Below are 13,672 nucleotides of genomic sequence, written 5' to 3'. Positions count from 1 at the left end.
CGCCGGGGGCGTCGCCATGCCCGCGCACCTGTCTCCTTCGGAGGTCTCCGTGTCGTACCGCATGTCCCGTCGTACGTTCCTCGGCTCCGCCGCCGCGGTCGCCGTCGCCGCCGGCCCGTTCGCCGCCGTCGCCCGGGCGGCGGCCAGGACGCCCAAGGTCCTGGTCATCGGCCTGGACGGCTGCCTGCTCAGCCGGGTCGAGGACGCCGACGCGCCCCACCTGGACGCCCTGGCGGCGGCCGGTCTCACCGCGCCCAGCAGCATCTACGCCAACCCGCTCGCGCCCACCCTGTCCGGTCCCGGCTGGTCCACGATCATCACCGGCGTCTGGCCCGACAAGCACAACGTCAAGGACAACACCTTCAGCGGCAACCGGTTCACGCAGTACCCGGACTTCCTGACCCGCGTCGAGACGGCGAAGCCGGGGCTGTCCACGTACGCCGTCTCCTCCTGGGCGCCGATCACCGACACCGTGTTCTCGGCGAAGGTCGACACCCGGGTGTCCACGCCGAGCGCCGAGTACGACACCGGGACCACCGCGCGGGCCGTCGCCGTGCTCCGGGACGGCGACCCGGACGCGGTCTTCGTCCAGCTCGACAACATCGACCACGCCGGGCACGGCTACGGCGCCGCCTCCCAGCAGTACCTGGACGCCATCCACGGCGCGGACGCCCAGGTCGGGCAGCTGGTCGCCGCGGTCCAGGCGCGGGCGACGTACCCGGGCGAGGACTGGCTGGTCATGGTCACCGCCGACCACGGGCACACCGACGCGGGCGGCCACGGCGGCTCCACCCTCCAGGAACGCCAGACCTTCCTGATCGCCACCGGGCCGACGCTCGCGGCCGGTTCGGTGCGCCACGACGTGAAGATGCCGGACGTCGCCGCCTCCGCCCTCGCCCACCTCGGGGTCGCGATCGACCCGGCCTGGGACCTGGACGGCCGTCCGGTCCAGCAGCCCACCGCCGACGCCTTCGACAGCCTGCGCGGCCGGCTCCTGCCCCGCGCCGACGAGACCGGGATCAGCGCCTCGATCCTCGGCTTCACGCACACCCCGCCCACCGGCTGGTCGGTGGACAACTCCGCGATGGGGACCGGCGGGGTCACCGAGTGGCGGGGCTGGTCCTTCACCACCGACGAGTTCTGGACCCAGGCCCAGCGCGACCAGAACCGCGAGTGCAACATCCGCGCCCGGAACGTCTTCGCGGTCGCCGACGGCGACGAGTGGAACGACAAGAGCCTGACCGGCACCTTCGACTCCACCCTGGTCAGCCCGGCGTACCCGGTGACCGGCGGCCGCACCGCCACCCTCGCCTACACCACCTTCTACCGGCAGGAGTCCCCGCAGCGCGGCGAGGTCCTCGTGTCGTACGACGGCGCCGCTCCCGTCTCCGTCCGCACCTACACCGCCGACGTGCCCTCCCGCACCGAAACGGTCACCCTCCAGATCCCCGCCGGAGCGACCACGGCCAGCTTCCGTTTCCGGTACACCGGCGGCAACAACTGGTACTGGGTGATCGACGGGGTCACTCTCACGCAGTCCTGATTAGGCTGGGGGCGTCGGTACGCCGTGGTTCCGGCGCCCCCAGCTCACGCATGACCGCATGTACGCCGTACGCACGCCAGGAGACGCACGACATGGCAGACCGCAAGCCCATCGAGTCATGGCTCACCGACATGGACGGGGTCCTCATCCACGAGGGTGTCCCGATCCCCGGCGCGGACGCGTTCCTGAAGAAGCTGCGGGACTCCGAGAAGCCGTTCCTGGTGCTCACCAACAACTCCATCTACACCGCCCGTGACCTGCACGCACGGCTGCGCCGGATGGGCCTGGACGTGCCGGTGGACAACATCTGGACGTCGGCGCTGGCCACCGCCCAGTTCCTGGACGACCAGCGGCCCGGCGGCAGCGCCTACGTCATCGGCGAGGCCGGACTGACCACCGCGCTGCACGACATCGGGTACGTCCTCACCGACCACGAGCCCGACTTCGTGATCCTCGGCGAGACCCGCACCTACTCCTTCGAGGCGCTCACCAGGGCGGTGCGCCTGATCAACGACGGCGCCCGGTTCATCGCCACCAACCCCGACAACGTCGGCCCGTCCACCGAGGGCGACCTGCCCGCCACCGGCTCGGTGGCCGCGCTGATCACCGCCGCCACCGGCAAGGAGCCGTACTTCGTCGGCAAGCCCAACCCGCTGATGATGCGGGCCGGTCTGAACGCGATCGGCGGCCATTCGGAGACCTCCGCGATGATCGGCGACCGGATGGACACCGACGTCCTCGCCGGCCTGGAGGCCGGGATGCGCACCTTCCTGGTGCTGTCCGGCGTCACCCAGCCGGACGACATCGACCGCTACCCATTCCGGCCGTCGCAGGTCGTGGACTCGATCGCGGACCTCGTCGAACGGATCTGAGCCCGGCCGACCGGCCGGGCACGAAACCTGATCTCACTCGTCCGGAGCAAGAAGGCGCCCCCCGAGGATGCGGGGGCGCCCGGTGCGGGGGAGCCTCCAGATATCTGGAGGTTCACGATGGGCTCACTACGCCTCACTCTCTGTACCGGACTACTGGCCTGCGCCGCCGGTCTCTCCCCGGCGGCCGCCCATGCGGCGGACGGCCGGGGCGTCACCGTGAGCCCGGCCTCCCCGGCCCCCGGCTCCGTCGTCGCGCTGCGGGTGAGCGGCTGCTCGGGTACGACCGGCAGCGCCACCTCCACGGCCTTCGTCTCGGACGCCCGGCTGGCCGGCTTCGACGGCGCCCTGACCGGCGAGGCCCAGGTCCGCTCCACGACCGGCGCCGGCACCTACACCGTGAAGGTCAGCTGCGCCGGCTCCGTCCTCACCGGCAGCGTCACCGTCGTAGGACAGCCGTCCCTGTCGCCGCAGGGCGGGCAGCAGGGTCTGGCCTCGCCCATGGCGCCCGTGCGCGCGGGCGGCGGGGGGACCGCCCCGCTCGCCTCGGTCGAGTCCCGCTCGGCCGGTCCCGACACCGCGCAGGCGGTCGTCGGACTCGTCCTCGCCGCGCTGGCCGCGATCGCCGTCGGGCTGCTGGGCGCCCGCCGGGGCCGTGGCTCGCGCTGAGGACGGCACCGGAATGTCCGACGACCGCGACGACTCCGGTCGGCCCGCCGGCACCGGACGGCTGCTGACCGGCGTGGCCTGGGCGATCCTGCTGCTCGGGCTCTGGCTGTGGGGCCGCGGGGTGACCGAGGTGCCCGACGGCATGACGGGCGCCACTACGGGCGACGTGGCCGCCGTCGGCCGCCCCCTCGGCGCCGAACTCCCGCCCGCCGCCAAGCCGTTGACCTCGGCCGCGCCCCAGCGCATCGACATCCCGGACCTGGGCGTGCGGGCCCCCGTGGTCGCCCGCGGCCTCGACCCGGACGGCGGGGTCGACCCGCCGCCCTTCGACCAGCCCGGCGTGGTCGGCTGGTACGGCTCCGGCACCGAACCCGGGGCGGCCGGCACCGCGGTCCTGGTCGGACACGTCGACACCGAGACCCGGCCCGCCGTCTTCTACAAGATCAGCGCCCTGCACCCGGGCGAGACGGTCCGCGTGGTCCGCGCCGACGGCACGGTCGCCGAGTTCACCGTCGATGACATCAGGGTCCTGCCCCGCGACCACTTCGACGCGGAACAGGCGTACGGAACACGGGAGTCGGGCCGCGCCGAACTCCGGCTGATCACCTGCGGCGGCACCTTCGACCGGACGACCCACAGCTACACGGCGAACGTGGTCGTCTCGGCGTACCTCACCGGAACCGCCGCATAGCGCTGCCGCCGCGGCACCCACCTGGCCCGGTCGACGACCCGCTCCCCTGAGACCGCCGACCGGGCCGGTCCTCGACCGCGCGCGCTCGGGCTGCGGGAGTAACCCGGCGTCAGGCGCGGGAGGCGAAGAAGGCAGACCGGGGGCCGGGGCCGCCTGGAAACGACTCTAGAGGGCAACGGACGCCGGGGCCTAGCTCCCCGCCCGCCAAGCGTCGAGGGCGCCCGTCTGCGCGGGCTGTAACAGCTCGCGGACAACTCTTGGGCGATCTCGTGGCGAGTGCGGCGGGTATGTCACGATTGGGGCCTGGCCAAGTGCACCCAGGGGGGAATTGGATGTACGACAGCAGGGGGGCCCGCTCGTCGGCCTGGGCGTGGGCGCTGGGGGCGGTGCTGCTGCTCGCCGGCTGTTCCTCGGGCGGCGGGGACGACAAGAAGGAGACCGCCGACCCGGGCGCGGCGATCACCCAACAGCCCAAGGGGGCGGACCCGTTCTGGGTGAACCCCGACTCCAACGCGGCCCGCCAGGTCAAGGCCTACGCGCGGGCCGGCAAGGACGCCGACGCCGAGCGGATCCGCAGAATAGCGGCACAGCCGACCGGCGAGTGGATCGGCCCGGAGAACCCGGAGCAGGAGGCCCGCGGCTTCACCGAGGCCGCGCAGAACTCCGACCGCACGGCCCTGCTGGTCCTGTACGACATCCCGCACCGCGACTGCGGCCAGTACAGCCAGGGCGGCGCGGCCGACGGTGACGCGTACCGGGCGTGGATCGACGGGGTCGCCCGGGGCATCCAGGACCGCCCCGCGACCGTCGTCCTCGAACCGGACGCCGTGCTGCACCTGGTCGACGGCTGCACCCAGGCCCAATTCGCCGAAGAACGCTACGACTTGCTGCGCGGCGCGATCACCACGCTCAAGGCGCTGAAGAACACCAGGGTCTACCTGGACGCGGGCAACGCCGGCTGGGGCCACCCCGACCAGATCTACCAGCCGCTGCAGCGGGCGGGCGTCGACCTGGCGGACGGCTTCGCGGTCAACGTCTCCAACTTCTACTCCACCGAGGACTCCATCGCCTACGGCAAGCAGCTGTCGCAGAAGGTGGGCGGCAAGCACTTCGTGATCGACACCAGCAGGAACGGCAACGGGCCCTACGCGGGCGGGAATCCGGACGAGCGGTGGTGCAACCCGCCGGGGCGGGCGCTGGGGGAGCCGCCGACGACGAAGACGGCGGATCCGCTGGTGGACGCCTATCTGTGGGTCAAGCGCCCGGGGGAGTCGGACGGGACGTGCAAGGGCGGGCCGCAGGCGGGGGACTGGTGGCCGGCCTATGCGCTGAAGCTGGCGTCGGCTTCCTGACGTCCGCGCGTGCGGGCCGGCCCAGGACGACGCCGGCCAGGACGAGGACCAGCCCGCACAGCTGACGGCCGGTCAGCACCTCGCCGGCGACCGCGGTGCCGAGCAGTACGCCGGTGAGGGGGTTGAGGAGTCCGATCAGTCCGACGGTCCCCGCGGGCAGGTGGCGCAGGCCGGTGAACCAGGCGACGAAGGCCAGCGCGGTGGCGATCAGGGTGACGTAGCCGAACGCGAGCAGCGCCGTCGGGGAGAGCGCGGGCGGCGGCCCCTCCACCGCGGCGGCGACCGGGAGCAGGAACAGGCCGCCGGCGGTGAGCTGCCAGGCGGTCGAGGCGAGCACGTCGGTGCCGGCGCTCCACCGCTTGGTCAGGATGTGGCCGAAGGAGGACACGAGCATGGCCGCGGCCGAGGCGAGGATTCCCGGCACGCTGACGCCGTCGGCCCCCGTGAGCAGCATGAGGCAGACCCCCGCGAGCCCGATCGCGGCGCCGGCCAGGTGCGCGGTGCCGGGCCGCTCGGCGACCAGGGCCCACGCGATGAGCATCATCGCCAGCGGGGACAGCGCCATGACCGTCGAGGCGATGCTCGTCGGCAGCAGCTGGGAGGCGGCGTAGACGAGGACGAAGAACACGCTCACGTTGAGCAGGCCGAGCACCGCGGACCGCCACCACCAGGCACCGCGCGGCCGTTGCCGGCACACGGCCAGCAGGACGAGACCGGCGGGCAGCGCCCGCAGGGCGGCCCCGTAGAGGGGGCGGTCCGCCGGCAGGAACTGGTGGGTGACGTAGTAGTTGGCGCCCCAGGCCACCGGCGCGACCGCGGTCAGCGCCCGTCGGCGCAGAGTAGCTTCCATGGAAGGCAATATAGCTTCCCGGGAAGCTATTATGGAACGCATGGACGAACCGAACGCGCCGGACCGCGTCTCCCTCATCCAGGCCGACTGGCGCCGCGAGCGGCCCGACGTCGATGTCGCCCCGCAGGCGGTGATCGGCCGACTGCACCGGCTGGCCGACCGGCTCACCGAGGAGCTCTGCCTCGTCTACGGCCGCTACGGCCTCGGCGAGGGGGAGTTCGACGTGCTGTGCGCCCTGCGCCGGGCCGGTGCCCCCTACGAGCGGGCACCCGGGGAACTCGCCGCGCACACCATGGTCACCACCGGCGCGATGACCAAGCGGATCAACCGCCTGGAGGAGGCCGGACTCGTCACCCGCCGCCGGTCCGAGGACGACCAGCGCGGCCGGATCGTCGCCCTCACCCGACCCGGCCGCGAACTGATCGACCGCGCGTTCACCGACCACATGCGCAACGAGCGCCGGCTGCTCGACCTGCTGACGCCCGCCGAGGCCGAGACGCTGGAAACCCTGCTCACGACCTGGCTGTCCCGGGTGGAGAAGGGCTAGGGCGCGCTAGGGCACCTTCACCCACTGCGCCTTGCTCGGCGTCCCCTGGTCGTCGTCCACGAACAGCATGTACCACCCCGACTGCACCAGGTTCCGGTCCTTGGGCACGGTCACCGTGATCCTGTTCCCGGAGGTCCTGAAGTCGAGGGCGATCGACCTCTGGTCCACGTCCGTCACATGGGTGGTGGCGCTGGGCCGGATCAGCCGGACCTTCCTGATGGTCGAGGCGTGCTGTGAGGTGAACGTGCCCGTCCCGCCCCGGGCGATGGTCTGCGGACCGCCGCTCAGCGAGGGCCGGGAGTCCCGGTACAGGTAGGGCGGTGTGTAGATCTCGATCCGCTGCTCGAAGACGCCCGGCTTGGTGTTCGCCTTGTCCGCGAACAGCGGGTTGGACCCGAAGAACATGACCCGGCCGTCCGGCAGCAGGATCGAGCCGGAGTGGTAGTTCCGGCCCACCAGCGGATCGGCCACCCGCCGGAACGAGTCGGTGGCCGTGTCGTAGATCCGCGCCTGCTTGATGTCGGAGTCGCCGCGCCCCCGGTAGTCCTCGGAGCCGCCCGACACCAGCACGCTGTCGTCCGGCAGCACCGAGATCTGCGGGTAGCGCGTGCCCTTCTCCAGGGAGGGCCCGTCCACGAACTTCGGGTCGGGGTCCTTCAGGTCGATCAGCCGGGTCTTCCTGGTGGACAGCGCGGACTCGCCGACCCCGCCGCCGCCGACCACCAGGTACTTCTCGTCCTGGGCCGGCGGCAGCAGCACGGTCCCGGACGTCTCCAGCATGTTCGGGTCGCTCAGCCCGGGCAGCTTGGTGAACGCGTTGGTGTCCACGTCCCAGATCCCCGGGTCGCGGCCCACGTCGTCCGGCCCGTACCCGGCGTTGGAGCCCGAGTAGAAGAGCTTGCCGTTCTCCAGCAGGAACAGCGCGGGGTAGGTCGGGAACTGGCGCTTGTACCTGGTGTACGTCCAGGTCTTCGTGCTCGGGTCGAAGACCTCGTTCTTGCCCGGCACCAGCTGCCCGATGTCGTCGAGCCCGGAGACGCTGAGGACCTTCCCGTCGGAGAGGGTCGTCAGCGTCGGATACCAGCGGGCCTCGTTCATCGGGTCGACCTTGATGTACTTCTCGGCGACCGGATCGAACTCGTAGGCGTTCTTGATGCCCTCGAAGTCCCGCTTGTCCATGCCGAGTTTGTTGGCGATGCCGTAGGTGTTGCGGGCGTCGGCGCCGGTCAGACCCTGGATGCTGTAGTTGTCCTGGGTGCCGGTCTCGTACCGGGTGCCCTGCTTGGGGGCCTCCACGACGACCCGCGCGTAACCGGGGTTGTTCCGCAGGAACCTGCCGGTCTTCTTGTCGAAGACCTTGGTCGCGCGCGGGATCAGCACCGAGTCGTCGGAGAGGAACGTCCTGCCGTTCTGCTTGCCGGTGAACCGGGTGCCCTTGGGCAGGGTCATCGGCTTGTCCGGGTTCTCGTTGTAGAGGATCATGACGCCGCCGGCCTTCTTGACGTCGCCCTTGAGCTTCTCGTACTGCTTGGTGCCGCCCGCGATCAGGATGTTGCCGTCGGCGAGCTGGGTGTGCCCGGTGCAGAACAGGTCGGCCGGGGTGGGCACCTTCTTGACCGTGCCCTTGACCGGGTCCCAGATCCGGCTGTCGTAGATCTTCGCGTCGAAGTTGTCCTGGTTGTTGCCCGAGCCCGCGACGAGCAGCACCTTCCCGGTGTGCAGGAGCACCGCGTGGATCGTGTCCTGGCGGTACTCCTTCGGGAACTCGATGACGTCCCAGTGGCCGTTCTCGGCCTTGTACTCGGGTCTGTTGATCTTGTACTGGTGGTACTGCTCGGTCCCGAAGCGGTACACCCACGGCCCGTTCATCCCGGCCAGGGCGAGCACCACCGCCGTGCCGATCGCGAGACGACGAGCCCGGCGGCGGCCGGCACTGTCGTTCATTCCTTACGACCCCCCAGTCCGCCGAGCGCGATCCGCATCGTCTGTTCGGTGCCGCCGCCCGCGGGCGGTGCCCAGGCCGGCCGCTGCTGCGGCGCGTGGCCCGCGGGCACGTACCCGGCCGGCACCGCGTCCTCCGGCTCGGCCGGCGCCGCGGCCGCCCCGCGCTCCTTGCGCAGCGTGTACTGCCAGGCGAAGATCGGCGCGGCCGTGATCAGCAGCGCCAGCGAGGCCCAGGTGAGCATGGCCGGGTGCGCGTGGCCGTTGGCGAAACCGGCGGTGAGCGAGCCGCCGAAGACGAGGATGAAGAACCAGTGGATCCGGAACGTCCCGAACAGGGTGTCCGGGCTGGCCGACTCGCCCTTCGGCGTGACCACGAACCTGCTCTTGCGGCGCAGCACCGCGTCCATGAGGGAGCGGGCGTAGACGGGCGCGGACAGGGCCGACATCACCATGCCGGCCACGCCGCCGGAGCCCTCCGGCTCGTGCGGGGAGACGTTGTGCCGGCGGTTCCAGATGTAGAGGCCGATCTGCAGCGCGGAGGCGTTGCCGTAGAGCATCAGCCACACGGTCGGGTCGATGTTCACACCCGAGGCGCCCAGGCCCAGGAACAGCGCGCAGCTCAGCGCGGCCAGGATCCAGTTGAGGGCGGACATCGGGTAGAAGATGATCATCATCGTGTAGTTGAAGAGCTTGCCGGGACCCAGGCTGAACAGGCCCTTCCAGTACTGCTTGAGGATCGTCTCGTACGTCCCCCGGGACCAGCGCAGCTGCTGGGTGAAGAAGTCGGTCCAGGCGTTCGGGCCCTCGCCGACCGCGAGCACGTCCGGGGTGTACACCGAGCGCCACTTCCGCCCCGTCGCCGGGTTCTTGGCGCGGTGCATCTCGAAGCCGGTGGCCATGTCCTCGGTGATCGAGTCGTACAGGCCGCCGATCTGCTTGATGGCCCGGATCCGTACGGCGTTGGAGGTGCCGACGAACATGGGCGCGCCGTAGCGGTTGCCGGCGCGCTGGATCAGGGCGTGGAAGAGGAACTGCTGGGACTCGGCGGCCTTGGTGACGAAGGTGTCGTAGTTGCCGTAGACCTGCGGGCCGATGACGAAGCCGACGTCCGGGTCGCGGAAGTAGCCCAGCATCCGCTCCAGGTAGTTCGGCAGCGGGACGTGGTCGGTGTCGACGGAGGCGAAGAAGTCGTACTCGTCGCCGTGCGCCTCCAGCCAGGCGTTGTAGTTGCCGTGCTTGGTCTTCGCGCGGTGCGGGCCCTTGGCCTGGTTCCACCGGCCGACGCCCTTGCGGGTGAAGTGGTGCACGCCCAGGCGCGCGCAGACCTCCTTCACCTCCGGGTCGTCTCCCTCGTCGAGCAGCCAGACGTGCAGCAGGCCCCGGTGGCGCAGCCGGACGGCCGCCTCCAGGGTGCGGGTGACCATGTCGAGGGGTTCCTTGCCGGGCACGAACGTGGTGATGAAGGCGACCCGGGTGCCGGTCTCCGGGACCACCGGGACCGGGTCGCGGGCGACCAGGGTGGCGTGCGCGTTCGACAGCACGTTCATGCAGCGGAAGAACTCGATCAGGCCGATCGACACCAGCATCACGATGTCGAGGGCCGGCAGGAAGTCGTACGCCGGGTAGTCCCGCTGGGTCCAGTGCTCGGGCTGCAGCAGCCAGGTCAGCAGGACCAGTGAGAGCAGCGGGGCCGCGCCCAGCATCAGCGCGGCGCGCAGGCGGTGCGGCTCCTGGGAGAGCAGTGAGCGGTACTGAACCTTGTACGGCGTCCCCGGGTCGGGCTGGGTGAGGGGGCCCGCGAGCCGGCTGTAGTGCTCGTAGTCGTATCTGGGCAGTGTCTTCTTTATGCGGCCCAGGGCACCGGCGGTGGTGCGGTGCGCGGGCACCCGGAGCTGTGTGGTCTGTGACGGGTCGTATTCCTGTTCCTGCCGGGCGCCCATCGGCGTCGACGTCATGAGTCATCCCCCCACACGCAGATCAGCGCGTGTTTCATCGGTCCAACCGCCCGCTCGGATCCCCCTCGACCCTGCTGGGCGCGTCACAAGGTGCCCCCCTCGGCACCGACGCCTGATCGGGGCCCCTCACCCCGCAGATCTGGCAACCGGCTATCTACCCCCCAAGTGCCGCGAAACACCAGCACTTTGGACAACCAGGGTTCTACGGTGCTCAGCATGATCGCAAGAGCGAAACACGGTGTTTACCGGTCATACGCGTTCATTGTGGAGCGTGTGGGGATTCTGTGGACCGACCGTGTCGGTTGTTGACAGACAGGGGCAGACGGTACCGAAGTGGTCTGACGTGACCGGTGGGGTGTACGCCAGAAGGCCCCCCGCTGCTGCGGAGGGCCTTCTGCTGTCTGTGCGCCGCCAGGGACTCGAACCCCGGACCCGCTGATTAAGAGTCAGCTGCTCTAACCAACTGAGCTAGCGGCGCCTGCTGACATCGAGAACTCTACCGGACCGGGGAGGGTGCTCCCGACCGCGGACGGGGCGTAGGCCACCGGGGCGACCCCCGTCGGCCCCCTGCCGTACATCATTCGGACCGTCAGCATGCGCACCGGGACGACAGTTGGGAAACTGATCAACGTGCACAGTCCCGGACATATCCACCCGAAGTGTGAGGGGAATCGCATGCCGGCCCCGGTATTCGAGGAATTCGACCCCGCGAACGACTGCGAATGCCCCGGCTGCGTCCACTGGCGGCGGGTGGGCGCGGCCCCGCTGCCCGGCCGCTTCGGCGGGCATCCGGCCGCCCGGAGCGTCCTGGTCGTGGCCGCCGCCGCGTCCGCCGCCCTCGCCGCGTCCGCCCCCACGGCCGCGGCCCACAGCACCCCGCCCGCCCCCCACCGGCCCGCCGTCCCCGACGACGGCGAGCCCGACACCCCGCAGGGCGCCAAGTCCCCCCTGCACGGCCCGGCCGGAAAGCCCGTCCACGGCCCGGTCACCACACCGCCCATCACCCGCGCGGAGATCATCAACCGCGCCAAGACCTGGGTCACCGCCCAGGTGCCGTACAGCATGACCCTCTACTGGACGGACGGGTACCGGCAGGACTGCTCCGGCTATGTCTCGATGGCCTGGGGCCTGACCGGGAACGAGTGGACCGGCAGCCTCGACCAGTTCGGCACGAAGATCACCAAGGAGGAGCTCGAACCCGGCGACATGCTGCTCTTCCACAACCCGGACAACCCCGAGAAGGGCTCGCACGTCGTGCTCTTCGGCGGCTGGACGGACTACACCCACACCGCCTACACCGCGTACGAGCAGACACCCCCGCACGCCCGCCGCCAGTCCACGCCCTACGCCTACTGGAGCAACTCCGCCAAGTACGTCCCCTACCGCTACAAGGGCGTGGTCGCGGACCCGGGCGCCTCGGGCGCCGAGGCCCAGAAGGCGGCCGGGCCGTTCCCGGGGGCGGTCTACTTCGGGCCCGGCGCCGACAACAAGTACGTCACCCTGCTCGGCCGGATGCTGATCGCCCGGGGTGCCGGCAGCCACTACACCAAGGGCCCCGGGCCGGTCTGGGGCCCGGCCGACCAGCGGGCCACCAAGGCCTTCCAGCTGGCCCAGGGCTGGACCGGTGCCGCCGCCGACGGCCTGCCCGGGCCGCGCACCTGGGAACTCCTCGCCGGCGGCAAGGGCAAGAACATCAAACCCGCCACCACGGCGACGCCCGCCCCCGCCTCGCACGGGGTCCCGGGCTACCCGGGCAAGAACTACTTCCGCCCGGGCGCGAGCAACGACCACGTCACCCGGCTCGGCCGGCAGCTGGTCGCGAAGGGCTACGGCCGCTTCTACCCCAAGGGCCCGGGGCCGGCCTGGGACGAGGCGGACCGGCGTGCCGTCGAGGCCTTCCAGCGCGCCCAGGGCTGGCGCGGCGGCGCGGCCGACGGCTACCCGGGGCCGGAGACCTGGCGCCGCCTGTTCCTGTGACGGACCCGACGACCACCTGAATGAAGCATCTGGCGCGGAGGCTGGAGGCAGGCATGAGCACGACCACCGAGCACACCCCTGATTCGGACGACCCCCTGGACGACGGGACGCCCGCCCGGCCGGCCCCCCGGCTGATCCAGAACGAGGTCACCACCGAGATCCCCGTCCACCTGCTGTTCCGCGACGACCCCGACCCGGTGTCGGTGCCGCTGCGGCCCGCCGTGGTCGGCCGCCGGCAGGGCACCGGCGAACAGCCCCGGCTGCGCCGCCCGGCCATGACCAAGCCCCGGCCGGCCGCCGCCGTCGACCCCGAACTGGTGGAACGCCCCGCCCGGGTGCTGCCCGGCGCGGCCGGGGTGTGCACCGGGCTCGGTGGCGTGGCCGGCGGCCTCGCCACCTCCTGGTGGGCGGGGGTGCTGCCGCCGCTCGCGGTGCACGCGCTGCGCCTCCCGGCGTACGCGGGCGCGGGGCTCGGCCCGGCGCAGTGGGCCGCGTACGCCGGAGCCGGCGCACTCGGCCTGTTCGGCTTCGCGGGGCTCACCCGCGGGGTGACCGGCCGGGCCTGGGTGCTCGGCCTCTTCGGCCGCTACCGGGGGACGGTACGGCGCACCGGCCTGCTCTGGGTCAACCCGCTGCTGCTGCGCCGCCGGGTCGACGTCCGGCTGCGGCACTGGCGCAGCGAGGAGATGCCGGCCGCGGACGGCAACGGGGTCGCGCTGCGGGTCGTCGTCCTGGTGGTGTGGCGGGTGCGGGACACCGCGCGGGCCGTGCTCGGGGTCGAGGACCACGAGACGTATCTGCGCGAGTGCGTGGAGGCCGCGCTGGCCCGGGTGCCGGTGGAGCTGCCGGGCACCGCCCGGGGCTCGGTCGAGGTGGCGGGGGACGCGCTGACCCGGCTGGTCTCGGCGGACGCGGCCGGGATCGGCCTGGAGGTGTTCTCCGTGCGGCCGGTCCGGGTGGAGTACGCCCCGGAGGTGGCCGGGGCCATGCAGCGCCGCCGGATCGCCGCGCTCGACGCCCGGCAGCGGGCCACCATGCTCACCTCGGTAGTGGACTCGGTCGAGGACACGGTGACCCGGCTGACCATGCGCGGACTGGTCGAACTCGACGACTACGACCGCAAGATGCTGGTGCGGGACCTGACGGTGGCGTTCTGCTCGGGGCGGACCGAGCCCGTGCCGTGACGGGTACCCGTTTTGGTATGGACATGTTCAACAAGCGGCAATAATCTGGGACTTGGTCTAGACCTGCACGGCTCACTGAACCTCCCCCACG

At 71.5% G+C, this 13,672-nt stretch carries 11 protein-coding genes and 1 tRNA gene; 8 read left to right on the top strand and 4 right to left on the bottom strand.

Features of this window, described 5'->3' with window-relative positions; all coding sequences use genetic code 11:
• Positions 1-16 precede the first annotated feature (16 nt).
• The 5 genes from ACGFZS_RS35155 (at position 17) to ACGFZS_RS35135 (ending at position 5,124) form a co-directional block, all read left to right on the top strand.
• The gene (locus ACGFZS_RS35155) at positions 17-1,543 is read left to right on the top strand and encodes an alkaline phosphatase family protein (protein ID WP_393798490.1); all 1,527 of its coding nucleotides are present in this window, start codon (positions 17-19) and stop codon (positions 1,541-1,543) included.
• Positions 1,544-1,635: 92 nt separating this feature from the next.
• The gene (locus tag ACGFZS_RS35150) at positions 1,636-2,415 is read left to right on the top strand and encodes an HAD-IIA family hydrolase (RefSeq protein WP_359215686.1); all 780 of its coding nucleotides are present in this window, start codon (positions 1,636-1,638) and stop codon (positions 2,413-2,415) included.
• A gap of 117 nt (positions 2,416-2,532) precedes the next feature.
• Positions 2,533-3,081, top strand: a complete 549-nt coding sequence (locus ACGFZS_RS35145) for a hypothetical protein (protein WP_393798489.1) — start codon at positions 2,533-2,535, stop codon at positions 3,079-3,081.
• 13 nt (positions 3,082-3,094) lie between these two features.
• Complete coding sequence (locus ACGFZS_RS35140; protein WP_393798488.1) at positions 3,095-3,772, top strand: class F sortase; 678 nt, start codon at positions 3,095-3,097, stop codon at positions 3,770-3,772.
• 332 nt (positions 3,773-4,104) lie between these two features.
• Positions 4,105-5,124 carry a glycoside hydrolase family 6 protein gene (locus ACGFZS_RS35135; protein WP_393798487.1) on the top strand — a complete coding sequence of 340 codons (1,020 nt, stop codon included), beginning with the start codon at positions 4,105-4,107 and terminating at the stop codon, positions 5,122-5,124.
• Here the strand turns inward: ACGFZS_RS35135 and ACGFZS_RS35130 are convergent.
• Positions 5,027-5,974 (bottom strand): EamA family transporter, encoded by a 948-nt coding sequence (locus tag ACGFZS_RS35130; protein ID WP_393798486.1) that lies wholly within the window; start codon positions 5,972-5,974, stop codon positions 5,027-5,029. The two genes, ACGFZS_RS35135 and ACGFZS_RS35130, sit on opposite strands and share 98 nt — an antisense overlap.
• Positions 5,975-6,014: 40 nt before the next feature.
• Here ACGFZS_RS35130 and ACGFZS_RS35125 point away from each other — a divergent pair, with 40 nt between their 5' ends.
• Positions 6,015-6,521 (top strand): MarR family transcriptional regulator, encoded by a 507-nt coding sequence (locus ACGFZS_RS35125; RefSeq protein ID WP_365695744.1) that lies wholly within the window; start codon positions 6,015-6,017, stop codon positions 6,519-6,521.
• Positions 6,522-6,527: 6 nt separating this feature from the next.
• On the opposite strand, the gene ACGFZS_RS35120 is transcribed toward ACGFZS_RS35125, so the two are convergent.
• The 3 genes from ACGFZS_RS35120 to ACGFZS_RS35110 form a co-directional block, all read right to left on the bottom strand.
• Complete coding sequence (locus ACGFZS_RS35120; RefSeq protein ID WP_393798485.1) at positions 6,528-8,465, bottom strand: galactose oxidase-like domain-containing protein; 1,938 nt, start codon at positions 8,463-8,465, stop codon at positions 6,528-6,530.
• Entirely contained in the window at positions 8,462-10,420 is a 1,959-nt protein-coding gene (locus tag ACGFZS_RS35115) for a glycosyltransferase family 2 protein (protein ID WP_393798484.1), read from the bottom strand. The genes ACGFZS_RS35120 and ACGFZS_RS35115 overlap by 4 nt, the downstream gene beginning before the upstream one ends.
• Before the next feature lie 404 nt (positions 10,421-10,824).
• Positions 10,825-10,898: transfer RNA gene (locus ACGFZS_RS35110), tRNA-Lys, on the bottom strand.
• A 197-nt stretch (positions 10,899-11,095) separates the two neighbouring features.
• Between ACGFZS_RS35110 and ACGFZS_RS35105 the strand changes: the two genes are divergently transcribed.
• On the top strand, positions 11,096-12,397 hold the full coding sequence (locus ACGFZS_RS35105) for a peptidoglycan-binding protein (RefSeq protein ID WP_393798483.1): 1,302 nt from the start codon (positions 11,096-11,098) through the stop codon (positions 12,395-12,397).
• Positions 12,398-12,450: 53 nt separating this feature from the next.
• Complete coding sequence (locus ACGFZS_RS35100; RefSeq protein ID WP_393798482.1) at positions 12,451-13,581, top strand: SPFH domain-containing protein; 1,131 nt, start codon at positions 12,451-12,453, stop codon at positions 13,579-13,581.
• Positions 13,582-13,672 lie beyond the last annotated feature (91 nt).

It is taken from the genome of Streptomyces sp. NPDC048288 (assembly GCF_043201555.1).
Classification (GTDB): domain Bacteria; phylum Actinomycetota; class Actinomycetes; order Streptomycetales; family Streptomycetaceae; genus Streptomyces.
This window is presented reverse-complemented; position numbering and strand designations above follow the sequence as displayed.